This is a genomic window from Paraburkholderia ginsengiterrae (genome assembly GCF_001645125.1).
GTDB classification, from domain to species: domain Bacteria; phylum Pseudomonadota; class Gammaproteobacteria; order Burkholderiales; family Burkholderiaceae; genus Paraburkholderia; species Paraburkholderia ginsengiterrae.
In genome coordinates this window covers 224,102-246,094 of record NZ_LXKA01000338.1, presented here as the reverse complement: position 1 = coordinate 246,094, position 21,993 = coordinate 224,102, and the positions used below count along the sequence as shown (strand labels likewise).

Genomic DNA, 21,993 nt, shown 5'->3' with positions numbered 1-21,993 from the left:
CGCGCTCCATTCCCCTTATGGCCCCTATTAGGAGACCGCACCAAAGTGGTCTTCTAATAGGGGCTGCTCTGTTTATCCAAAAAATGACGCTTTTTTATTGAAGAAAAAGCTTGCATTTTTTTCAGAAAAAACTACTTTCTGTAAACAAAACCATCCAACGCTCGGCACCGGAGGAGACCCATGCCGGCTACTCGTACGATGATTGCGCGTCGAGCCGGCGTAAGCGTCGCCACGGTCGATCGTGTCTTGCGCGACGATCATGCTGTGCGTCCGGAGACCGCCGAGCGTGTTCACCTGGCGCTCGCCAGTCTGCGCGACGAGCGGGCAAGCCGCGGCCGTCCAGCAAAAGTCAGTTCATTCCGCGTCGCGTTCGTACTTCCACAAGTCAACTCGCGCTTTCTGGATCACGTCGAACGCGACATTGCGCTGTCTGCCAGTTTTTTTCGCGAGCACCGCATCACCCCCTCGTTTTACCGGTGTGACTTCTCCACCCAGCGCGACACCGCTGCATTCGCCGCTCAGGTGGTCGACTACGACGCACTGGTTCTCGCACCGCTCGACTATCCCTGGGTGGAGCGTTTCATCGAAGAGATGAGCGACGCTGACGTGCCGGTCGTTACGGTGTTCTCCGATTTGCCTGCAAGCCGCCGCAACGCATATGTCGGCGTCGACAACCGGATTGCCGGACGCACCGCGGGATTGCTGATGGGCCGCTTTCTGGGCATGCGGCTCGGCACGGTCGCCGTACTATCGGGATCGTCCCGTCTGCATGATCAGGTGGAGCGGCGCACCGGATTTTCGCAGGTGCTGGAAGAGGATTTCCGCAACCTGCGCTGGGTCGCCGAGTCGGACTTCGCGGAAGACGACGACGGCGCCGGTCTTGCCGTGCAGGGCTTGCGCGCGCGCCATGCAGATCTCGTCGGGGTCTATGTGACAGGCGGTGGCATCTCCGGCATCGCGGCGGCATTGCAGGAGTCAGGCGACAAGGACCACCTGGTCCTGATCGGCCACGAATGCACCGCGGAAACCCGCACCCAACTATCCGAACGCGCGATCGACGTGATCCTCGATCAGGACGTCCGCGGCATCGTTCATTGGGCGGGGCTCGCCGCCATTAACTTTCTTAACGACGTCCGGGGGGCGCTTGCCATCCCCACGCCGGAAACCCGGATTTATCTTCGTGAGAATGCGCATGCCTGACGCTCGCGACACGCGGACCGACTTCTGATCTGCCAGAGCCGAAATACGGTGCCCGGCGCATGGGCGCTGAATGTCATCAGGTTGGAGATTCGAGAAAGACAAGGAGAAGAGACATGTTACGTCTAACGTCAGCGAGGTTAGTGGCGGCAACCCTCATATCGCTGGGGCTCGGCATTGCAACGGGCGCGCACGCACAGGACAAGCAGTTGACACTCTGCTGGGCGGCATGGGATCCCGCCAATGCACTGGTCGAACTGTCGAAGGATTTCACGGCCAAGACCGGCATCAAGATGAAGTTCGAGTTCGTGCCATGGACCAGTTATGCGGACCGCTTCATCAACGAACTCAATTCGCACGGCAAACTGTGTGATCTGATCATTGGCGACAGTCAGTGGATCGGCGGCGCGGCGGTCAATGGGCATTACGTAAAGCTCAACGACTTCTTCACCAAGAACAAGATCTCCATGGACGACTTCGTGCCGGCAACGGTGGTGGGATATTCGGAGTGGCCAAAGGATACGCCGAACTATTGGGCCTTACCTGCGATGGCTGACGCGGTCGGATGGACCTACCGTAAGGACTGGTTTGCACGCCCGGAGCTACGCGCGGAATTCAAGCAGAAATACAACCGTGAACTCGCGCCGCCCAATACGCTCGATGAACTCAAGCAGACTGCAGAATTCTTCCAGGGTCGCAAGATTGACGGCAAGACGGTCTATGGCGTGTATATCTTCACGGAGCGTGGATCCGAGGGGATCACTATGGGAGTGACCAACGCCATGTACAACTTCGGCTTTGAGTATCAGGATCCCAAGAAGCCCTATCACCTCGATGGATTCGTGAACTCGCCAGGCGCGGTGAAGGGGCTCGAATACTACAAGGCGCTCTACAAGTGCTGCACGGCGCCGGGCATGACCAACGCCTACATGCAGGAAGGACTCGACGCGTTCAAGTCAGGTCAGGTGGCGATGCAGATGAACTGGTTTGCGTTCTTTCCAGGGCTTTATAAAGACCCGAACGTTGGCGGCGACAAGATCGGCTTCTTCGTCAATCCGCGTGAGCTGAAGCAATACACGCAACTGGGCGGGCAGGGCATTTCGGTCGTGTCGTACTCGGATCATAAAGAAGACGCGCTCGAGTATATCAAGTGGTTTGCGCAACCTGACGTGCAGAAGAAATGGTGGCAACTGGGTGGCTATTCGGCGGCAAAATCAGTGGTCGACGCACCGGATTTTCCGAAGAGCGCGCCATTTGCACCGGCCTTCCTGAAGTCGATGGCAATCGTCAAAGATTTCTGGGCAGAGCCAGCTTATGCCGAACTGTTGCTCGACATGCAGAAGCGCGTGCACGACTACGTCGTAGCCGACAAGGGTACGGCCAAAGATGCGTTGGATCTGCTGGTGAAAGACTGGACCAAGGTCTTTAAGCAAGAAGGGAAGTATTAGCTCAGCTGGACTTGAATGGACCGGCGACGGCTGAAGGCCTGTCTCTGGTCCGCTTAAAGGAGCCAGGCATGTTGGCAGATAAACCTTTTTCTCCCACGAGTCTCGAAGCGGGTGCGTCGACGCGCATCGCGAAGCGGCTAAGCGGACTGTCGGATCGGGCCATCGCGTGGCTCTTCATTCTTCCGACCATTCTGCTGCTGCTCGCGATCAACATATTCCCGTTGATCTGGGCGCTTCGACTGTCGTTCACCAACTTCAAGTCGAACATGCCGAGCGTACCGGCGCGTTTTGTCGGCATCGACAATTATGTCGACATCCTGACCGACGAAGATATCTGGTACGCGATGCAGGTGACCGCGCGTTTCGTGTTCTGGTCGGTCGGGCTGGAGGTGTTGCTGGGTTTCAGTCTTGCATTGCTGATCAACCGGCAGTTCCGCGGACATAGCTTCTGGACCACGCTAATCCTGCTGCCGATGATGCTGTCGCCTGCTGTGGTCGGCAACTTCTGGACCTTCCTGCTGCAACCGCAGACGGGGCTTTTCAACGATATCGTCAGCTTCTTCACCGGTATCGCGCCGGCGTCGTTCCAGATGATCGGCGACGTACCGCTCGCGCCGTGGACCATTGTGATGGTCGATACGTGGATGTGGACACCGTACGTCATGCTCATCTGCCTGGCGGGCCTGCGTTCAATCCCCGACTATATCTACGAAGCAGCGGAAGTGGACCGCGCGACGCCGTGGCGTCAGTTCTGGTCGATCACGTTGCCTATGACCATGCCGTTCCTGATGCTGGCAGTCCTGTTTCGCGGCATCGAAAACTTCAAGATGTTCGACATGGTGAACCTGCTCACATCGGGCGGCCCTGGGTCGGTGACAGAGACCGTGTCGATCACGCTCAAGCGTGCCGCATTCGAGAAATGGCAAACCGGCTATTCGTCGGCGCTCGCGATCATCCTGTTCGTGACGGTCTTTGGCGCGGCGAGTATCTACGTGAAGGCGCTCAACCGGATGAAACAGCGATGAGACCGACTACGACCCAATATTCGGTGGTAGCGTCGTCGCCGCGCGGCAAGCGGTTTGCGGCCGCGGTCGTTATCACTTATGCGCTCATCGCCACGCTGCCGATGGTCTGGATCTTCCTGACGAGCTTCAAGACGCAGGAAGATGCGATTGCCTATCCTCCCGTTGTGTTGTTTCAGCCTTCGCTGGAGGGCTATGTGAATCTGTTCACGATCCGCTCGCGGCAAACGCCGGAATTCATCGCGAGCTTACCCCCTGCCCAGACCTGGTATGAGCGCGAGGTACGCAAGCGCAATATGGTGATCGCCGGGCCGTCCAAGGTCTTGCCGCGCTTCGTGAATTCGCTCGTCATTGGTTTCGGCTCGACGTTTCTGGCGGTTTTTCTCGGCACGCTCGCGGCCTACGCGTTCTCGCGCTTCAAGGTGCCTCTGTCCGACGATCTGCTGTTCTTCATTCTGTCGACACGAATGATGCCACCTATCGCGGTCGCCATTCCGATCTACCTGATGTACCGCGCGCTAGGGTTGAGCGACAGCTATGTCGGCATGATCGTGCTGTACACGGCGGTCAATGTGTCATTGGCGGTATGGCTTCTCAAGGGCTTCATGGATGAGATCCCGCGCGAGTACGAGGAGGCTGCGTTGGTGGACGGCTACACGCGCTTACAGGCCTTTGTGAAGGTGGTGTTGCCGCAGGCAATGACCGGCATCGCCGCCACGGCGATCTTCTGCCTGATCTTCGCGTGGAACGAGTACGCGTTCGCCTCGCTGCTGACGAGCGGCGAGGCGCAGACGATGCCGCCATTCATCCCGTTCATCATCGGCGAAGGTGGCCAGGACTGGCCCGCTGTGGCAGCAGCGACGACCCTGTTTGTGCTGCCGATCCTCTTCTTCACCGTCCTGCTTCGCAAGCATCTGTTGCGTGGCATCACCTTTGGAGCGGTGCGCAAATGAAACGTGAAGCCGTTTTGCCGCGCGGCCGGCTGCTGCGCCGTAGCTACAGCGAGGGCGCTTCGACGGTCTTGATCGGTCTGGGGGTAGCGATGCTGGTGCAGCCGTTTTCGCTTGCGCTCTTCACCTGGTCGTTTCCGGTCATACTGGTGGGCGCGCTTGCATTCGTCGTCACCAGCCACTTCCCTGAGTGAATCATGTCCGCGATCGCTCTCTCCCACCTTCATAAGCGCTTCGGCGATTTCGTCGCGGTGCGTGACACCAGCCTGACGATCGGCGCGGGCCGCTTCGTTGTGCTGCTGGGCCCGTCGGGTTGCGGCAAGACCACGACGCTGCGAATGATCGCCGGACTGGAGTTGCCGACCTCGGGTCAGATCCTGATCGACGGCGGGGACGTTACGGCACTGCGCGCGAGGCAACGCGACATTGCCTTCGTGTTTCAGATGTTCGCGCTGTATCCGCACATGACGGTGCGCAATAACATCGCGTTCCCGTTGAAAAACGAGCATGTATCGCGCCGCGAGATCGCCGCCCGTGTTGACGCGGCGGCGCATATGCTGCGCATCGAGAACATTCTCGATCGCAAGACGGGAGGTTTGTCCGGCGGCGACCGGCAGCGCGTGGCGCTCGGCCGCGCGATCGTGCGGCAACCGAAAGCATTTTTGATGGACGAACCGCTCGGCACGCTCGATGCGGACTTTCGTGAACTGATGTGCCTCGAATTGCGCAAACTGCACAATGCGCTCGCCGCCACCACGGTGTACGTCACACACGATCAGAGCGAGGCCATGGCCATGGCAGACGATATCGTGGTGATGAACCAGGGCGAAGTGTTGCAGGCGGGCTCGCCCCATGAGATCTATCACTTCCCCGCGACTGTCTTCGTCGGCAACTTCATCGGCAGTCCGCCCATGAATTTCCTGCCCGTTGACGGAGCTGTTATGGCAGGCCAGGAGCAGGTGAGTCTGCATGGCGCGGCGGTGTCCGTGCCACGTTGCGATGCCGCCGCCGCGCGCGTGTTACTGGGAATCAGACCGGAGCACATCGTGATCGACGAGCACGGCCCGCTGCGCGGTCAAGTGATCGCCGACGCATATCTCGGCTCGCACCAGGTATTGGCGGTTGAAACCGCGCTCGGCGTCGTGCGCGTGCGGGCAAGCAAAGACGACAGTGTTGCCGCGGGCACGACCGTCGGGCTGTCGTTTCGGAAAGAACGAACGCTGCTTTATGACGCCGCTACTGAACGGCTGCTGCCGGGCGCTGCTGCCACGCATTGTGCCAACGGAGGCGGTTATGGCTGAAATCCAGCTACGCAATGTATCGAAGCGCTTCGGCAACATCGTTGCGGTGGACGACCTGTCGATCGACGTGAAAGACGGCGAGTTCGTCGTGCTGCTCGGACCGAGCGGCGCGGGAAAAACCACTACGCTGCGTTTGATCGCGGGACTCGAACGCCCCGATGCCGGCGACGTGCTAATCGACGGCGTGGTCGCCACCGGCGTGCATCCTTCCGATCGCGATGTCGCGTTTATCTTTCAGCAATACTCGTTGTATCCGCATCTGACTGTGTTTGGCAATCTTGCGTTTCCGCTGCGTTCGCCACGTCGTCGCAGCAGCGAGGAACAGGTCCGCGCGCGCGTGCACGCGGTCGCGCAGATGCTGCATATGGAAGCGAAGCTCGACAACATGGCAACGCATTTGTCGGGCGGCGAGATGCAGCGCGTCGCGATAGGGCGTGCGCTCGTGCGCGAGCCGAAAGTGTTTCTGATGGACGAACCGCTGTCATCGCTCGATGCAAAACTACGCGAGGAATTGCGTATCGAGCTGAAGCGGCTGCATCGTACGATTGGCGCGACCATTCTCTACGTCACGCATGATCAGGTGGAAGCCACCACACTGGCCGACCGCATCGGCATTCTTGAACACGGCCGTCTGGTGCAGCTCGGCACACCGCGCGAGGTCTACAGCAATCCGGTTTCATTGAGCGCGGCGCAGCGGCTCGGCTCGCCGCCGATCAACCTGCTGCCTCCAACGCTGTTCGATTCAGTCGCGGTGCCGACCGGCACCGCGACCGTGGCGATTCGTCCTGAAGACGTGGTGCTGCACGACGGCGACGCGCGTGATGCACCCGGCACCCATCATGCACGCGACGCACTCGACCTGAAGGTGCTCGAGTACTCGCCATTGCGTCATCTTCTGATTCTGGAACGCGCTGGAACCGCGGTTGTGGCGACCACAATGGCCGAGCGCAATTTCAGCCCGGGGCAGTCGGTGGGCGTGTCGCTGCCCGCTCGCTGTCTTCTATATTTCCGTGCAGACGGCAGGAGGATTCCGACATGAGCGGCAAAGCGGTCATGGAGTGTATCAACGCCGCATACGCAGCGCTGAAGGAGCACACGGATGAAATCGCCTTACTCGACCAGCAGATCGGCGACGGCGATCACATCTTCAATCTGCTGCGCGGCATGGAGGCCTTGCTCGCAGTGCGCGCGGACATCGAAGCGGAAACCTTGGCGGCCGCGTTGCAACTGGCGGCGAGCAAAGTGCTGTCGACGGTCGGCGGATCATCCGGGCCGCTGTTCTTTTCGTTGCTGAGCGGGATGTCGAAAGCCTCCGTGAACAATCCCATGGACATCGCGGGTTTTGCGCGTATCTATTCGGCCGGCGTCGAGGCGGTCCGACAGCGGGGCAAAACTGGAGTCGGCAGTAAGACGATGATGGACGTGCTGATTCCGGTAGCCGCGCGCTTTACCGAACTGGCTGCAACCGGATCGCCCACGATCCGGCAGACGGTGCTCGATACGCTGCCACGGGTGGCCGAAGAGAACATGCTCGCCACCCGCGACATGCTCGCGACCAAAGGGCGGGCATCGTTTCTGGGCGAACGCTCGCGTGGTCATATCGATCCCGGTGCGCGTTCCAGTCAGATCATGATTGCGGCGGTGTGCGCGCATCTCGCGCGAAACCAACAGTGAATGGAGGCCAGACCATGAAAAAATTCATCAACCGTGTCGACGATTTCCTCGCCGAAAGCCTGGCGGGATTTGCCGCCGCGCATAGCGACCTGGTCGTGGTCAACAACGAACCCGTGTTCGTGAGGCGCAAGACGCTCAACCCTGGCAAGGTGGCTCTGATATCGGGAGGCGGCTCGGGACATGAGCCACTGCATTCGGGTTTTGTCGGCTACGGGATGCTCGACGCGGCCTGCCCAGGTCAGATCTTCACGTCGCCCACACCGGACCAGATGATGGCCGCTGCCGCCGCCGTCGATACCGGGGCCGGCGTGCTGTTCATCGTGAAAAATTACTCTGGTGATCTGATGAACTTCGAAATGGCGGCGGAAATGACGGAGATCCCGAACGCGATGGTGCTGATCAACGACGATGTGGCCGTAGAAAACTCGAGTTATACCACCGGACGTCGCGGGGTCGCGGGTGCGGTGATCGTGGAGAAGCTGGTCGGCAGCATGGCGGAAAGCGGAGCAGACCTTGAACAATGCAAGGCATTTGGCGACCGGATCAACAAGCGCACTGCGTCGATGGGCGTGGCCTTCACCAGTTGCACTGTGCCGGCGGCCGGCACCCTGACGTTCAAGATTGGCGACGACGAGATCGAAGTCGGCGTCGGCATTCATGGCGAGCCGGGCCGGCGCCGGGCGAAGTTTGCGGGGGCCGATGCGATTGCGGGAGAGCTGCTCAAAGCGATCGTCGATGACCTCAAGCCCCAAACCGGAGCTGAATTGCTGGTGCTCATCAACGGCCTTGGTGGAACACCGCTTGGCGAGCTTTACCTGCTCTTCAACTCAACGCGCGCGTGGCTCCAGCAACGGGACCTGAAGGTCGGCCGGGCACAGGTGGGTGCACTGACGACTTCGCTCGAGATGGCGGGCGCGTCGATTACATTATGCGTGCTGGACGACGAAATGGCGCGCCACTGGGACAGCCCGGTCCATACGCCGTCGTTGCGTTGGGGGATGTAGGGCGCGCTGGTAGAGCAAGGGATTCTCTAAAGGTTGCCCCGCACAGGGGCAACGCTAATCGATCACTAAGAAAGCGAGGAAATGCAAACACCTTAGGATCACAGACAAAATCGCCGAGCAGGCAAAAAAATCCAGTTAAGCCGCCCGCCTTTTAACAATAGTCAAAGCCGTATCCTCAATCATATCCTCCTGCCCCCCCACGAGCCGCTGCCTCCCAAGCTCAACAAGAATATCCCGCGCAGGTACTTTGTATTTAGCCTCAGCCCGCTTGGCAAACAGCAAGAACGACGAATAAACCCCCGCATAACCAAGAGTCAAAGCATCCCGATCAATCCGAATCGGCGCATCCATAATAGGCAGCACGAGATCCTCAGCGACATCGGAGATCTTGAACACATCAACCCCAGTCTGAATCCCCATCCGCTCGCAGACGGCGACAAACACTTCCATCGGCGTATTCCCAGCCCCAGCCCCAAGCCCGGCGGCCGCAGCATCAATCCGATTAGCTCCCGCGGCCACCGCGGCAATCGAATTCGCCACCCCCATCGCCAGATTGTGATGCCCATGAAACCCAAGCTCGGTCTCCGGCTTCAACGCGGCGCGTACCTGACCAATCCGTGCAGTCACATCATCAGGCAACATATACCCAGCCGAGTCAGTGATATAGATGCAATTGGCCCCATACGATTCCATCAGCTTCGCCTGCTCGACGAGCTGCTCAGGCGGCGCCATATGCGCCATCATCAGAAACCCAACGGTATCCATTTCGAGCTTGCGGGCAAGACCAATATGCTGCTCGGACACGTCCGCCTCAGTGCAGTGCGTCGCCACGCGAATCGTATGCACGCCGAGACCGTGCGCCATGCGCAAATGCTCGACCGTGCCAATGCCAGGCAGCAGCAGAGCAGAGACCTTCGCCTGCTTCAGCTCGCCAATCACGGCACTCAGATACGCCTCATCGGTATGCGCCGGAAAACCATAGTTAACCGAAGCACCACCCAAACCATCGCCATGCGTGACTTCAATCAGCGGCACGCCGGCCGCGTCGAGGCCGCGCGCAATCGTGCGCATCTGGTCCAGCGATATCTGATGGCGCTTGGGGTGCATGCCGTCGCGCAACGTCATGTCGTGTACGGTAATGCGGGTTCCTGCTAGTGACATGGTCGGCTCCTTATGCAGTGGCGGGCGATGCGGCAAGCATCTGTTGGGCAAAGACTTCGGCGGTGCGCGCGGCGGCCGCGGTCATGATGTCGAGATTGCCTGCGTACTTCGGCAAATAGTCGCCCAGACCTTCGACTTCCATGAAAACGGAAACGCGCTTGCCGTCGAACACAGGGCCGTTCTTGAGCGTATAGCCGGGCACGTATTGCCGTACTTCTTCGACCATCGCATGCACGGAGGCCGTGATCGCGTCGATGTCCGGCTCGCTCTCGGTCAGGCAATGAATGGTGTCGCGCATGATGAGCGGCGGCTCGGCAGGGTTGATCACAATGATCGCCTTGCCCACGGCCGCGCCGCCAATCTGCTCGATCGCGCGCGACGTTGTGCGTGTGAACTCGTCGATGTTCTTGCGCGTGCCGGGGCCGACCGAACGCGACGACACGGTCGCGACAATCTCGCCGTACACCACCTTTTGCACGCGCGACACGGCATGGACCATCGGAATAGTCGCCTGGCCGCCGCATGTGACCATGTTCACGTTCATCACCTGCTGGTCGTTCTGAGCGGCGAGATTGACGGGCGGCACGCAGAACGGGCCGATCGCGGCAGGCGTCAGGTCGATCACGCGCACGCCGCGCGCGGTCAGCTTGTCGGAATGCTCGCGGTGCACGTACGCCGAGGTGGCGTCGAAGGCAATGCGGATATCGTCAGCGGCCAGATGCGGCAGCAGGCCGTCGACCCCTTCGGCGGTGGTCTTCAGGCCAAACTCGCGGGCGCGCGCGAGACCTTCGGAAGCGGCATCGACGCCGACCATCCAGACCGGTTCGAGCACCGCGCTGCGACGCAGTTTGTACAGCAGATCGGTGCCGATGTTGCCAGGCCCGATCAACGCGCATTTGATCTTGCTCATTCAATGCATCCTTAAGTAAGAGACGGTCAAGCAATCAGACAAAGCGCACCGAGCAACCGCCGATGCCTTCGATATGCATCTCCAGCGCGTCGCCGCGCGCAACGGGAATCAATGCCGCCAGCGATCCGGACAGCACGACTTCGCCGGCGAGCAGGGGCACGCCTAGTTCACCTAACGTGTTCGCGAGCCACGCGACGGCGTCGGCAGGGTGGCCCAAGGCGGCGGCGCCGACACCCTCGGCGACCCGCCGGCCGTTCTTGTCGAGCGTCATGCGGCAGGCGGCGAGATCGAGCGCGGCGGGCGCCACGCGCTCATCGCCGAGCACGTAGACGCCGCAGGAAGCGTTGTCGGCGACGGTGTCGCCAATGCGGATCGCCCAGTCGCGAATGCGCGAGTCGACGATCTCGAAGCACGCACCGACGGATTCGGTGGCGGCGAGCACGGCTTCGCGCGTCACGCCAGGACCGCGCAGATCCTGTTTCAGATAGAACGCGATTTCGCCTTCGGCGCGCGGCTGGATCAGCGTGTCGATTGCGATTTCCTCGCCGGCCACGTAGTGCATGCCGGAGAGCAGCACGCCGAAGTCCGGCTGACGCACGTCGAGCATGTCCTGCACGACCTTGCTCGTCACGCCGATCTTCTTGCCGACAATGGTTTCGCCTGCTTCAATGCGGCGCGCGACGAAGTGCTGTTGCACTTGGTAGGCGTCGGCAATCGGCAAGCCGTCCGCGCGCGCGGAGAAGGGCGCGATGGGCGTGCGCTCACGCCATGCGCGATAAAGCGTGTCGCCGAGTTCGGCGTGAAGTGTCGAGGTCATGGCATGCACGAATAAAAAGGGTGGCAGCCGGGCCGCGTGATCGCGGCCCGGCTCTTGCGCGCAGAGATGCGCTTTCAGGCTCAGTTGCCCGCGCCGCGAATCGCGTCAGGCGAGAAGTACGCTTCGGTCAGTTGCGAGCTGGCGGTGAGTGCCGGCATCGGTTCCTGATTCGACAGACGGTCGGCGTAGTAGGCGCCCGAAATCAGGTCGTGATAGAACACGGAGGTCGAATAGAACGCCTTGGCGTCATACGCATACAGCGTCGGCGCAAGGTTGGTGCGCCACAGCGTGCCGCGTGCGTCGTAGTTGTCGGCGGTCACGGCATTCCACGTGTCCTCGTCGAGATACAGCACACGTTTCGCGTATTGATGGCGGTAGCCGGATTTCAGCGTCGCCTGCAACACCCACACGCGATGCAGTTCGAAGCGCATGTACTGCGTGTTCTCGTGACCCTTGGTGAGCACATCGGTGTACTTGATCGACGGGTCCATCAGCTTGTAGTTGTCGTACGGCACGTACACCTCGCGCTTGCCGAGGATCTTCCAGTCGTAACGCTCGCCCGAGCCGTTGAAGAGGCGGTCGTCATCGACGGTACGAAAGCCGCCCGGGCCCTGGGGCTGGTCGAAACCGAATTCCGGCGCCTGACGCACGCGCCGGGTGCCGGGGTTATACGACCAGGTGCGGCGCGTGTCGGAGCCTTCCTGGTTCCACATCTCGAAGCCGGTGATAATCGTTCCGCGATCAGAGAGCGGCAGCATGGTGGTCATGCGGAAGAAGCTCTTCGAGTTCAGCGCGTTCTTCGGATCGAAATGATCCGCGCTGCGCGGGCCGTAAATCGCGTATTGCACCTTGCCCCACGCGATATTGCCGTCCGGATAGACCACGGCCTGGTCGTAGGTTGCGGTTTCGCCCTCGACGGCCGAAGCGAAGCGCAAATTCCACATGGCCTCCACGCCGTTCTTCGGCACCGGGAACGGCGAGACGGGCGGGAATTCCGTCAGGCCGTTCTGGTCTTTCGTCATGGTGGTGGACGGCGCGTACAGGCGGATGTTCTTGTACACCGCGTCACCGTAGCTGAAGTCGCGATGGCTCGGATAGACCGGAATCTTGAAGGTGTCCGGATATTTCTTCAGCAACGCCTTTTCGCCGTCGGTCAGGCGTGCTTCGTACTGCTGCATGTTTTGCGCGGTGATCACGAAGAGCGGCTTTTCGCTCGCGTACGGATCGGGGAAGCGCTGCCCCGGCTTGTAGTCGACGCCAGGGGGCGTGCCGAACCACTTGCCGCTCCACGCGGGGATCGTGCCGTCGGCGTTGCCTGCGCGCTCGGCGCCCATCGGCGTGAGCGGACCTTCGAGCTTGGCGATATCTTCCGGGCTGGTTTTGGCGAACGATGGGGCGACTGCGGCAGCAGCGAACGCCGCGCCCGCGGCGAACACGCACAGGCGCAATGCGGGATTGAAAATTCGACTCATGACCAAATCCTCCTGCAGTAAAAAGACGGCTGATTCAAAGGGTGATGCGCGTGGCGCGGCGCCGGTGACTCATCGCACGATTTCATCCCGGCGCGCCACATCAGAACGAATACGTCGCGGTAGCGAGCACGTAGTCGCGATCGGCGAGCGGCCGGTTGTTCGGGTCCGGACGGCCGAGGAATTTCGCGTACACGAGCCCGAGTTTCAGGTTGGAGAGGCGCGTGAAGTTCACGCCGACCGTCACACGGTGGTCGCCCACGCCGGTCAATGAACCCAGTCCACCGGACAGTGCGGACTTGCCGGTGAAGTCGTCGGCATAGGTGAGCGGTACGTCGAGGTCCCAGCCGTTGAACACGTTCTTGTAGCTGAGCGTCCATGCCACCTCGAACGCGGCGGAGTTGCGTGTGTTGGCGAGCGTCGTCGAACCCATGATCGGCGTGAGGTTGCCGGCGTGCACATACGAGACTTCACCCACCAGCGTTTGCGATGCGGCAAGGAAAGTCGGTCCGATCGAGTAGATCGCCGAGAGATTCGATTGCCATACGTCGCCGCGCGTCGACTGAGCGCCCGCGGGTGTATTCACGAGCACCGCGGCGCCTTGCCGGTATGACGTTTCACCCGCGACGTTCACACCGTTCAGATCGGTCGAGAAGGAGAGGCCGGTGAGCTTGATGTGATCGAAGTACTTTTCCTGATACTGCAGCGTCGGGAAGAACGTCGTCACGACGCTCGGGTTCATGTCGTTGTAGTGCAGGTAGTACGCACCGATTTCGGTGTCGCCGAACACGCGCCAGCGTGCGCCCACGCCCCACTGGTCGTCGCCTTTCGGTCTGATGTCGTTGCCGCGCGGAATCTGGATGCCGCCCGGCCCGATGATGTATTGCGCGCCGGGGCCAACGACGTCCGAATAGCTCCAGTAAGCGCCCGGCGGCACGAGCCGGTTCGGCTGGAATGCAAACTGGTAATAGCCGAGCAGGCTGAAGTTAGGCGAGAGCTGCCACTGCGTCGAAATCTGCGGCACGGGCAGCAGGATGTCCTTGACCTCCGCGCCGGCCACATAACTGGCGGTTGCATTGGCCGGCCCCTGAGCGCCGGCGATGTTCGGGAAGAACACGCTTTCGCCCCACGCGACCACCTGCTCGCCGACCTTGACGTTCAGGTTCGTGCCGCCCAGGTGGATCGTGTCGTACGCGTAGGCTGCGAGCAACTGCGGGTAGCCGCCGGCAAAGTAGCTCGCGTCGCTGGTGAACTGGTTGTACGAGCCACTATGGTTGACGGTGAAGGGCGAGTCGTTGTTGTTCGGGCGATGGTAGGCCTGATCATAGAACACGTTGGCGCGCACGAACACGCCCCAGTCGTCGTGCTTCAGGTTCACTTCGCCAAGCAGGCTCACCTGATTCTCGATCAGCTTGTTTTTGGCGAAGTTGCGGTCGCCGTCGTCACCGTTGATGTTCGCGGGCTGCAGCAGATTGCCGCTCGGCGCACGCGTGCGCATGCCCAGGCCGTAGCCGAGCGTGAAGGTGTAATCGAGCGTGGTGTCCGCGCCGAGGTTGACCGTGTCGCCCGCATAGGCGGGGGCCACGGTAAGCGTCGCCGCCGCCAGCATCGCGAGCTTGCATGCCGTGCACACCGCGCGCATTGCCGGTGCGCGCTCCAGTGTTCCGTTGATCTGCATCGTGTCTCCTCTGTGGTCACATTTGAAAATTTGTTGTGCTCAGAGGTTAGGGGGCGCGTGCGGCGCGAGAATCGTCAAAACGGACTAGTCGATTGTCCTGGGGGCGTGCGGGTCACTTTCGGGCAGGGGCATCGGACTGCTAACCAGGCTGTGAAGCAAAGGCCTGATGCATGCCGGTGGCGGCGAGAAATGCCGGCACTTCGCCGCCGCCTTCGAGAATCAGGTTGCTGCCCGACGCGTACGCCGCGTACGGTGAGGCTAGATAGAGGCACGCGGCCGCGATGTCGGCAGGCTGGGCGAGACGACCTGCGGGAACGGTCGCCGCGATGGCGGCGAGCGGGTTTTGCGGGCCGGCGTCCGTTCCGGTTGCGGACGCGCCAGTGTGACCGCTCGTGGCGGCCTCGGTTTCCACAAGACTCGGGCTCACGGCACACACACGCACCTTGGGCGCCCATTCGACCGCGAGCGAACGCACCGCATTGAGCAGGCCCGCTTTGGCCGCGCCGTATGCGGCCGTGCCGGGCGAGGGCCGCAAGCCGCTCACACTGCCAATGAACAGCAGCACGCCGCCTTCAGGCTGGCGCTGCATCCGCGCATTGGCGCGTTGCGCGAGCTGAAGCGGAGCGAGCAGGTTCAGGCGGATCACCGCTTCGGTGAAGCGCGGCGAGGCCTCGGCGGCGAGCGCGAACGGCGCGCCGCCCGCGTTGTTGATGACGACGTCGAGGCGCCCGGCTTCGGTCTCGATCTGCGCAAGCATGGCGTCGATCGCGTCGATGTCGCGCACGTCGGCGGCGATGAAGCGTGGTGCCGGCCGGCGCGTGCTGGCGTGCAAATTGGGGCTCGTGCCCTCGTGGGCGCTGGCTGACTCGGCGCCCCGCGCATTGCGGGTCACGTCCGCGTGCTCCTTGGCGGTGGCGGCCCCAGGCGGTGTGCGTCCGCACACATACACCGTTGCGCCCGCGTCGGCGAACGCCTGTGCGATGCCCGCGCCGATCCCTTTGGTGCCGCCGGTCACGAGCACCACCTTGCCGGTGAAATCGATTTCCATCATTGCCGCTGTCTCCCTCGGTTCGTGTGGGCCCGATGGTAGGAGAAATGCGGCGGCGCCTCGTAGTCTGAAAAGACGATGCCAGGGTTGGCGTTCGCGCTGATGATGGCCGTGCTGGCGACTCGCACACCATTTGCCGCGCCGAAGAGCGCGGCGCGAGACCGCAACCATTTTGTATGGGACTGGAGACAAGCGAGCATGACCGCAACGCCCACCGAGATTCAGGAAGCCGCGCCCCAAACACAGCCATCCGCGCAGCCGCCCACCGGGATTTTCACCGAAGTGCCCGGCGGCCTCATGCTGCATCACTTCGAAGCCGGCAGCGGCGCGCCCGTCGTGTTCATTCACGGCAGCGGGCCAGGCGCGAGCGGCTTCAGCAATTTCAAGCACAACTATCCGCAGTTTGCCGCGGCGGGTCATCGCGCGATCGTGGTCGATCTGCCGGGCTACGGCGCGTCTTCGAAGCCCGCGGACGCGAAGTACACGCTCGACTTCTTCGTCAGCGCATTGCGTGCGCAACTCACCGCGAACGGCATCGGGCGGGCGACTCTGCTCGGCAATTCGCTCGGCGGCGCGATCGCGCTGAAATATGCGCTCGATTATCCGGAGGACGTCGATAGCCTGATCATGATGGCGCCCGGCGGTGTCGAAGAACGCGAGACGTACTTCAAAATGGACGGCATCCAGAAGATGGTTGCGCTCTTCACGAACCGGCAAATGAACCGGCTGACGATGCGCCAACTGCTCGAAATGCTCGTGTACGACCGCAGCCTCGTCACCGATGCGCTGGTCGACGAGCGCCTGCGCGTATGCGAGCAGCAGCCGCCCGAAGTGCTGTCGACCATGCAGGTGCCGAACCTTACCGCGCGGCTCTCCGAGCTGAAATGCCCGGTGCTCGGTTTCTGGGGCACCGACGACCGCTTCAATCCGGCGAGCGGCGCCATGCGTTTCCTCGAGCACTGCGCCGACGCTCGCTTTGTGCTGATGAATCGCTGCGGCCACTGGGTGATGGTGGAGCACCGGCGGTATTTCAATCGCGAATGTCTGGCATTTCTCGCTGACCTGCGCGCGGTTTGAGGCATCCTTCAGGCAGCGGCGCGTAACGTTCTCAACGGGTTAAGAAGGGCTTGAAACCGCGCGCCTCGCATCATCCAACTACACCATGACGGAGACGGTATGACATTTCCCCACCAGCTATTCGACATGAGCGGCAAAGTGACCGCGATCACCGGCGGCGCGCGCGGCATCGACGCGCAGACCGCGCGCACGCTGGCGGCAGCGGGCTCGGCGATCGCCGTGCTCGACGTGCTCTCGGAAGCCGGCGAGCAACTGGTCGCCGAGATCAACGCGTCGGGCGGCAAGGCGGCGTTCTGGAAAATGGACGTCACGCAGGAAGACAACGTGCAGCGCGTGTTCGGGGAAATCGCCGCGCGCTTCGGCCGGCTCGACGCGCTGGTGAACAACGCGGGCATTGAAGGCGCAAATCTGCCGACGCACGAAATGACGCTGCAGCAATGGCAGAAAGTCATCGACGTGAACGTGACGGGCGTGTTCCTCTGCACCAAGTACGCGATTCCGCACATGCTGGCGGCGGGCGGCGGCTCGATCGTGAATCTGTCGTCGATGTACGGGCTGGTCGGCGGGCCGGATGTGCCGGCGTATCATGCGTCGAAGGGCGCGGTGCGATTGATGGCGAAAACCGAGGCGATGCTGTACGCCACGCAGAATATCCGCGCGAATTCCGTGCATCCGGGCTTTATCCGCACGCCGCTGCTCGAGGAAGCGTTCGCCAAGCTCGGCGATCCGGAGCAGATTTTCGCGCACATGAAAACGCTCGTGCCGCTCGCGAAGATCGGCGATCCGCAGGATATCGCCTCCGGCATCCTCTATCTGGTTTCACCCGCGGGACGCTACGTGACGGGCACGGAACTGGTGATCGACGGCGGCTATACCGCGCGCTGAGGAACCCAGATGAACTCCAGCGAAAACATGAAGGCGCGCCTGCTCGACTATATCGAGGCGTTCAACGCCGCCGACACGGCGCGCGTCACCGCGCTGTTCGCCGGCAACGCGAGCGTCGAAGATCCGGTCGGCACGCCGCTGAAAGAGGGCCGCAGCGAGATCGACGCGTTTTATGCGTACGCGACCTCGGTGGGCGCGCGGCTCGAACTGATGGCGCCGCCGCGCGGCTCGCACGGCAATAGCGCGTCGATCAGTTTCCGCGTGCATATCGCGGCGCAGGACGGGCAGCCCGCCTATATCGACGTGACCGACGTGATGGATTTCGACGCGGCCGGCAAGATCGTGCGCATGCGCGCTTACTGGGGCGCCGACGACTATCACCTGTCCGCTGCCGCGGGCTGACACGGCGGCCACCGCGCGATGGCGCTCTACGAGTTCAACGGCAAACGGCCGCGCGTCGACCCCTCGGCGTATGTGCATCCGAGTGCGGTGCTGATCGGCGACGTCACGGTGGGTGCGTGCTGCTATATCGGGCCGCACGCGAGCCTGCGGGGCGACTTCGGCGCGGTCGTGGTCGAACGCGGTAGTAATGTCCAGGACGCCTGCGTGCTGCATACCGGCGTCGGCAATACTTGCCGGCTCGGGGTCGACAGCCATGTCGGCCACAGCGCGATCATTCACGGCGCGACGCTCGAACCCAACACCATGGTCGGCATGCACGCCGTGGTGATGGACGGCGTCGTGCTCGGCGAGGCCTGCATCGTGGCGGCCTGCGCGTTCGTCAAGAAGGATTGGCGGGTGCCGCCGCGCGTGCTGGTGGCGGGCGTGCCGGGGCGGGTGGTGCGCCGGCTGGGCGACGAGGAGATTCGAGCGAAATCGTCGGGGACGCGGCTTTATCAGCAACTGGCCGAAGACTGCTTGCGCACGATGCGCAGCGTGTGAACGGCGTGTGACTTTATTCGCCGCGGCCGGCATCGGCGATGCATGCCGGCCGCGGCTTCCTTCTTTCTACTCCTTCAATCCCTACGACACGTACGCCTGGGCGACATTGATCAACTGCACGCGGTTGCGCACGTTGAACAGCTGCCGCAGACGGCGCAGGTGGTAGTCGACGTTATGCGGCGACAGCCCGAGGAAGTAGGCGATCTCCTTGTCCCGCTGACCCTGCACGACCGCCCTCAGCACCGCATGCTGCAACTCGCTCAGCGCGACGCGCTGCTGCTGAGCGGGCGCGATGCCGATCACGCTCTTCGCGTGCGTCCAGATGAACTCATGGATCGTGTGCGCGAACATCAGCGTCTCGGCCACGATCGATTCGGTCATCCAGCGCGGATTGCCGATCTCCGAGTTGAAGCACAGGCATGCGCTCAGCTCCGGCTCGGGCAGCGGCATCTGCGTGAGAATGCCGCTTTTGCGGCCGGTCGCCTCGAGCATGTCGATCAGGCCGCAGAGCCGCTCGCTACGCATTTGCGCGCGCGGCAGGTCGGCTCGCATGTCGGCCGTGTTCCAGAGGAACGGCAGGCCGGTCGGCGAGGCCAGCGCCACGCGCGGGTCGAGCTCGAAATAACGCTCGCGGAAATAGCGCGTGAGCCAGGACTGCGACTCGTAGCTGGTCAGCACGAACATCGTCTTGTGATGCGCCGACGTGCGCGTGGCGGTATAGCTGAACGAATCGAAACCCAGTTGCCTGATGCGCTGCCGCACGAACTCCATGCGGTCCTGCGCGCTGCCAAAACGCACCAGCGGACTGATAACCGGCGCGGCGCGCCGTGCGGCGGGCGAGGGCGTACCGATCTCCTCCTCGGTGAAAAGCGTGAGAAAGCCTGTGGGCGCCGCGTTTGTTGCGGTGCGGTTGGATGCCCTGGATGCTTCAGCCGCGTGGGCTGATTTCTCGAGTTGCCGCGTGCCGGCCGGGTAAGCCGGTGGTGCGGTAACCGCCGAGTTGTATGCTGCCGACGCGTGCCCGGCTTCACCTTGCGGCGAGCCGGTCAGCCAATGCGGCAGCGTATCGCATTCGTGTTCCATGAAACGGTAGCTCCGGCGTTCGAAACGCGTGAAAGACGACAACCTGAATGATCAGATATTTCCAAAAATTACGGTAGCCGGTTCCTTGCTATCATTTTCGAGTTCTTGCTCTGATTGCGGACCGGCAACGCGGGTATGGCAGGGTTCACTCTTTGCATATGGCACCTCCCTGGAAATGGACGTGATGGCACGAATTCCAAAGCTGACTACGACGCTCGCCTACGACCGTTACATGGCGGGCCAGAAACTGATTTCGAGCGTGGATCGCCCGTGGCGGCACCTGGTGCTGCGCTCGTATCTCGAACCCGACGAGCAGGAACTGCTGGAAGCACCCGGCTTGCGGGACCTCACGCTAATGACGCTCGCGAGCGGCGCCGAGCATCTCGAGCGCAACCTGGACGGCCGCTGGGAGAGCGCCGACCTGCGGATGGGCGACGTCTGGTTTGTGCCGCCCGTGCCGATCTCGTGGCGCTGGCGCTCGATCAGCGATGAGCCGCTGTCGACCGTCCATCTGCACATTGAGCGCAGCCTGATCGACAGCGTCGCCGATCAGATGGAGCTTGCCGGTTCCCGCGAGCTGTCGCTCGGCGATGCCATGCAGTTTCGCGATCCGCTGGTGGCCGAGATGCTTGCCGCATTGCATCGCGCCGCCGCTGATCCGGCCGACTCGCGCCTGTATGTCGACGCGCTGGTTCATGCGCTCGCCGCCCACCTGCTGCAGCATTATTCGCGCGGCGCCCGCGCGCGCACCGGCTTGCCCGCCCAGCCGGAACGCCTCGTGCCGCGGCGGATCCGGCGCGTAACCGATTACATTCGCGCTAATCTCGCCGCGGATCTGGCGATCAGCGAGCTGGCCGCACAGGCGGGGTTAAGCAGTTTTCATTTTGCGCGTGTGTTTCGCCGTGAGACCGGCGAGACGCCGCATCAGTTCGTATCGCGTATGCGGCTCGAGGAAGCGGCGCGGCTGTTGCGCGCGACCGATCGGACTGTGCTGCAGATTGCGATTGCGGTTGGTTTCGAGAACGCCAGTCATTTCTCCGTGCAGTTCAAGCAGGGCTACGGCATGACGCCGCTTGCTTACCGGCTGCGCGGCTGAACTACGGACTGCATGGCTGGACATGGCGGACAGCCGACCTACGGGAACCACCCACTTTGCGCAGTGTGCTGTGCATTGCGCGGCTTGCAAACTACGAACTTTCGTGGCGACGTTTGAGTAAGACCTGGCATGCGCGTGCCGCCATGGTTTGCGGGCCACTATCTGGGCATAAGGTGCAACTGGTCCAACTGGCCTGACCAGTGGCGCGGCAACTGTATCTGTCGAAGCCTTGCACGGGACGAGAGAATTGGGTGCCCGCGGCTTGCCTCAATCCGTGTTCGACCGACCATTTCATTCAACCCCTCACACTGGAAACCTGGCGATGACCCGACTCCGAATCACCTCCTGCGGCCATGTCTTTACCGCTGAAACCCATCCGGACGCGCCGCAAACCGTGGCCGCCTTCCTGAAGCTCCTGCCGTACCGCCAGAAGATCATCCACGTGCGCTGGAGCGGCGAGGGCTGCTGGGTGCCGCTGGGCGACTGGAAGCTCGAGAACGACGGCGTGGCGGTCGGCTTCGAGAATCACACGAGCCATCCTTCGGTGGGCGACATCCTGTTCTACCCGGGCGGCTACAGCGAGACCGAGATCATCCTCGCGTACGGTTCGTGCTGCTTTGCGAGCAAGCTGGGACAGCTTGCGGGCAACCATTTCCTGACCATCGTCGAAGGCAAGGAGAAGCTGCGCGAGCTCGGCACCAAGGTGCTGTGGGAAGGCGCGCAAGAAGTGCTGTTCGAGAAGATCTGAGGCGGCGCGGCCGCCCATACGCCGTCGCTCCGGTTGACTCCTGCTTCGTGCGGTGCGCACGCGGCAGGCGCCGGGGTGGCTGACGAAGCGCTCGCGGTCCCCCCGAGCGCGGGTGCGTCTTTCGCGACTCGCCCCACGATGCCGGCAACACCCTTCCGGCTCGACATGCCCCCACGTGCAAGCAGCATCCGGATCCGCAATGGCGCCGTCCATCAGCGACTTCGCTTCGCGATTCTCAATATCAATGCACGCTGATTAAGAAAAATCACACTCTCTTCCTAAATTTGCCTAAAGCTCTTTTGAGCAACTTAAGAGGTTTGGCATTTTTCGTCCTAAACGGAATATGCCGTTTGTGCGAATTCAAGCTAAAAATTAGCTTTTAAGACTTTGCCCAATTCCTTGAATTTGTGACGTAACGGCACACTGAGTGCTTCGCCGTTGCTGGTCGATTGAATGCACGAGGTTTTCTTAAGTTTCTATTGG

The 21,993-nt window shown here is 62.0% G+C and carries 22 protein-coding genes; 15 read left to right on the top strand and 7 right to left on the bottom strand.

Features of this window, described 5'->3' with window-relative positions:
- Positions 1-180 precede the first annotated feature (180 nt).
- The 9 genes from A6V37_RS27895 to dhaK all read left to right on the top strand — a co-directional run bounded on the left by A6V37_RS27895 (position 181) and on the right by dhaK (position 8,596).
- On the top strand, positions 181-1,200 hold the full coding sequence (locus A6V37_RS27895; RefSeq protein WP_064271646.1) for a LacI family DNA-binding transcriptional regulator: 1,020 nt from the start codon (positions 181-183) through the stop codon (positions 1,198-1,200).
- A 113-nt stretch (positions 1,201-1,313) separates the two neighbouring features.
- On the top strand, positions 1,314-2,645 hold the full coding sequence (locus A6V37_RS27890) for an ABC transporter substrate-binding protein (protein WP_064271645.1): 1,332 nt from the start codon (positions 1,314-1,316) through the stop codon (positions 2,643-2,645).
- A 68-nt stretch (positions 2,646-2,713) separates the two neighbouring features.
- On the top strand, positions 2,714-3,670 hold the full coding sequence (locus tag A6V37_RS27885; RefSeq protein WP_064271644.1) for a carbohydrate ABC transporter permease: 957 nt from the start codon (positions 2,714-2,716) through the stop codon (positions 3,668-3,670).
- Entirely contained in the window at positions 3,667-4,620 is a 954-nt protein-coding gene (locus A6V37_RS27880) for a carbohydrate ABC transporter permease (RefSeq protein ID WP_064271643.1), read from the top strand. Before A6V37_RS27885 ends, A6V37_RS27880 begins: the two co-directional genes overlap by 4 nt.
- Entirely contained in the window at positions 4,617-4,811 is a 195-nt protein-coding gene (locus tag A6V37_RS27875; RefSeq protein WP_064271642.1) for a hypothetical protein, read from the top strand. Before A6V37_RS27880 ends, A6V37_RS27875 begins: the two co-directional genes overlap by 4 nt.
- 3 nt (positions 4,812-4,814) lie before the next feature.
- Positions 4,815-5,918, top strand: coding sequence for an ABC transporter ATP-binding protein (locus A6V37_RS27870; RefSeq protein WP_064271641.1), 1,104 nt, complete (start codon positions 4,815-4,817; stop codon positions 5,916-5,918).
- Positions 5,911-6,957: an ABC transporter ATP-binding protein gene (locus tag A6V37_RS27865; RefSeq protein ID WP_064271640.1), complete on the top strand. Its 1,047-nt coding sequence runs from the start codon at positions 5,911-5,913 to the stop codon at positions 6,955-6,957. The genes A6V37_RS27870 and A6V37_RS27865 overlap by 8 nt, the downstream gene beginning before the upstream one ends.
- Positions 6,954-7,592 (top strand): dihydroxyacetone kinase subunit DhaL, encoded by a 639-nt coding sequence (dhaL, locus tag A6V37_RS27860; RefSeq protein ID WP_064271639.1) that lies wholly within the window; start codon positions 6,954-6,956, stop codon positions 7,590-7,592. The genes A6V37_RS27865 and dhaL overlap by 4 nt, the downstream gene beginning before the upstream one ends.
- Before the next feature lie 14 nt (positions 7,593-7,606).
- Positions 7,607-8,596 (top strand): dihydroxyacetone kinase subunit DhaK, encoded by a 990-nt coding sequence (gene dhaK, locus A6V37_RS27855; protein ID WP_064271638.1) that lies wholly within the window; start codon positions 7,607-7,609, stop codon positions 8,594-8,596.
- 135 nt (positions 8,597-8,731) lie between these two features.
- On the opposite strand, the gene dmpG is transcribed toward dhaK, so the two are convergent.
- From dmpG to A6V37_RS27825, 6 genes are all read right to left on the bottom strand, one after another.
- Positions 8,732-9,757 carry a 4-hydroxy-2-oxovalerate aldolase gene (dmpG, locus tag A6V37_RS27850; RefSeq protein ID WP_064271637.1) on the bottom strand — a complete coding sequence of 342 codons (1,026 nt, stop codon included), beginning with the start codon at positions 9,755-9,757 and terminating at the stop codon, positions 8,732-8,734.
- Positions 9,758-9,767: 10 nt separating this feature from the next.
- Complete coding sequence (locus A6V37_RS27845) at positions 9,768-10,667, bottom strand: acetaldehyde dehydrogenase (acetylating) (RefSeq protein ID WP_064271636.1); 900 nt, start codon at positions 10,665-10,667, stop codon at positions 9,768-9,770.
- Between the two features lie 34 nt (positions 10,668-10,701).
- On the bottom strand, positions 10,702-11,484 hold the full coding sequence (dmpE, locus tag A6V37_RS27840; RefSeq protein ID WP_064271635.1) for a 2-oxopent-4-enoate hydratase: 783 nt from the start codon (positions 11,482-11,484) through the stop codon (positions 10,702-10,704).
- A gap of 80 nt (positions 11,485-11,564) precedes the next feature.
- A complete protein-coding gene (locus A6V37_RS27835) occupies positions 11,565-12,956 on the bottom strand; it encodes a DUF1329 domain-containing protein (protein ID WP_064271634.1) in 1,392 nt (463 codons plus the stop codon).
- 100 nt (positions 12,957-13,056) lie between these two features.
- Entirely contained in the window at positions 13,057-14,631 is a 1,575-nt protein-coding gene (locus tag A6V37_RS27830) for a DUF1302 domain-containing protein (RefSeq protein WP_082902898.1), read from the bottom strand.
- A 139-nt stretch (positions 14,632-14,770) separates the two neighbouring features.
- Positions 14,771-15,682, bottom strand: coding sequence for an SDR family oxidoreductase (locus tag A6V37_RS27825; protein WP_064286502.1), 912 nt, complete (start codon positions 15,680-15,682; stop codon positions 14,771-14,773).
- 195 nt (positions 15,683-15,877) lie between these two features.
- On the opposite strand from A6V37_RS27825, the gene A6V37_RS27820 reads away from it, so the two are divergent.
- From A6V37_RS27820 to A6V37_RS27805, 4 genes are all read left to right on the top strand, one after another.
- On the top strand, positions 15,878-16,756 hold the full coding sequence (locus A6V37_RS27820) for an alpha/beta fold hydrolase (RefSeq protein ID WP_064271757.1): 879 nt from the start codon (positions 15,878-15,880) through the stop codon (positions 16,754-16,756).
- 99 nt (positions 16,757-16,855) lie between these two features.
- A complete protein-coding gene (locus A6V37_RS27815) occupies positions 16,856-17,641 on the top strand; it encodes an SDR family NAD(P)-dependent oxidoreductase (protein ID WP_064286501.1) in 786 nt (261 codons plus the stop codon).
- A gap of 9 nt (positions 17,642-17,650) precedes the next feature.
- Positions 17,651-18,043: a nuclear transport factor 2 family protein gene (locus A6V37_RS27810; RefSeq protein ID WP_064271631.1), complete on the top strand. Its 393-nt coding sequence runs from the start codon at positions 17,651-17,653 to the stop codon at positions 18,041-18,043.
- 18 nt (positions 18,044-18,061) lie between these two features.
- Positions 18,062-18,583, top strand: a complete 522-nt coding sequence (locus tag A6V37_RS27805; protein WP_064271630.1) for an acyltransferase — start codon at positions 18,062-18,064, stop codon at positions 18,581-18,583.
- A gap of 81 nt (positions 18,584-18,664) precedes the next feature.
- Here A6V37_RS27805 and A6V37_RS27800 read toward each other — a convergent pair whose 3' ends face one another.
- Positions 18,665-19,666: a helix-turn-helix transcriptional regulator gene (locus A6V37_RS27800; RefSeq protein ID WP_064271629.1), complete on the bottom strand. Its 1,002-nt coding sequence runs from the start codon at positions 19,664-19,666 to the stop codon at positions 18,665-18,667.
- Positions 19,667-19,850: 184 nt separating this feature from the next.
- On the opposite strand from A6V37_RS27800, the gene A6V37_RS27795 reads away from it, so the two are divergent.
- Positions 19,851-20,762, top strand: a complete 912-nt coding sequence (locus tag A6V37_RS27795) for a helix-turn-helix domain-containing protein (protein WP_064271756.1) — start codon at positions 19,851-19,853, stop codon at positions 20,760-20,762.
- 322 nt (positions 20,763-21,084) lie between these two features.
- On the top strand, positions 21,085-21,510 hold the full coding sequence (locus A6V37_RS27790) for a DUF3830 family protein (RefSeq protein WP_064271628.1): 426 nt from the start codon (positions 21,085-21,087) through the stop codon (positions 21,508-21,510).
- Positions 21,511-21,993: the final 483 nt, after the last annotated feature.

Coding starts and splice junctions, on each gene's coding strand:
- A6V37_RS27835 (WP_064271634.1), bottom strand. CDS start 12,956: ATGAGTCGAATTTTCAATCCCGCATTGCGCCTGTGCGTGTTCGCCGCG.
- A6V37_RS27845 (WP_064271636.1), bottom strand. CDS start 10,667: ATGAGCAAGATCAAATGCGCGTTGATCGGGCCTGGCAACATCGGCACC.
- A6V37_RS27825 (WP_064286502.1), bottom strand. CDS start 15,682: ATGATGGAAATCGATTTCACCGGCAAGGTGGTGCTCGTGACCGGCGGC.
- A6V37_RS27865 (WP_064271640.1), top strand. CDS start 5,911: ATGGCTGAAATCCAGCTACGCAATGTATCGAAGCGCTTCGGCAACATC.
- A6V37_RS27805 (WP_064271630.1), top strand. CDS start 18,062: ATGGCGCTCTACGAGTTCAACGGCAAACGGCCGCGCGTCGACCCCTCG.
- A6V37_RS27790 (WP_064271628.1), top strand. CDS start 21,085: ATGACCCGACTCCGAATCACCTCCTGCGGCCATGTCTTTACCGCTGAA.
- A6V37_RS27810 (WP_064271631.1), top strand. CDS start 17,651: ATGAACTCCAGCGAAAACATGAAGGCGCGCCTGCTCGACTATATCGAG.
- A6V37_RS27820 (WP_064271757.1), top strand. CDS start 15,878: ATGACCGCAACGCCCACCGAGATTCAGGAAGCCGCGCCCCAAACACAG.
- A6V37_RS27830 (WP_082902898.1), bottom strand. CDS start 14,631: ATGCAGATCAACGGAACACTGGAGCGCGCACCGGCAATGCGCGCGGTG.
- A6V37_RS27800 (WP_064271629.1), bottom strand. CDS start 19,666: ATGGAACACGAATGCGATACGCTGCCGCATTGGCTGACCGGCTCGCCG.
- dmpG (WP_064271637.1), bottom strand. CDS start 9,757: ATGTCACTAGCAGGAACCCGCATTACCGTACACGACATGACGTTGCGC.
- A6V37_RS27880 (WP_064271643.1), top strand. CDS start 3,667: ATGAGACCGACTACGACCCAATATTCGGTGGTAGCGTCGTCGCCGCGC.
- A6V37_RS27870 (WP_064271641.1), top strand. CDS start 4,815: ATGTCCGCGATCGCTCTCTCCCACCTTCATAAGCGCTTCGGCGATTTC.
- dmpE (WP_064271635.1), bottom strand. CDS start 11,484: ATGACCTCGACACTTCACGCCGAACTCGGCGACACGCTTTATCGCGCA.
- A6V37_RS27875 (WP_064271642.1), top strand. CDS start 4,617: ATGAAACGTGAAGCCGTTTTGCCGCGCGGCCGGCTGCTGCGCCGTAGC.
- A6V37_RS27890 (WP_064271645.1), top strand. CDS start 1,314: ATGTTACGTCTAACGTCAGCGAGGTTAGTGGCGGCAACCCTCATATCG.
- dhaK (WP_064271638.1), top strand. CDS start 7,607: ATGAAAAAATTCATCAACCGTGTCGACGATTTCCTCGCCGAAAGCCTG.
- A6V37_RS27885 (WP_064271644.1), top strand. CDS start 2,714: ATGTTGGCAGATAAACCTTTTTCTCCCACGAGTCTCGAAGCGGGTGCG.
- A6V37_RS27895 (WP_064271646.1), top strand. CDS start 181: ATGCCGGCTACTCGTACGATGATTGCGCGTCGAGCCGGCGTAAGCGTC.
- A6V37_RS27795 (WP_064271756.1), top strand. CDS start 19,851: ATGGCACGAATTCCAAAGCTGACTACGACGCTCGCCTACGACCGTTAC.
- A6V37_RS27815 (WP_064286501.1), top strand. CDS start 16,856: ATGACATTTCCCCACCAGCTATTCGACATGAGCGGCAAAGTGACCGCG.
- dhaL (WP_064271639.1), top strand. CDS start 6,954: ATGAGCGGCAAAGCGGTCATGGAGTGTATCAACGCCGCATACGCAGCG.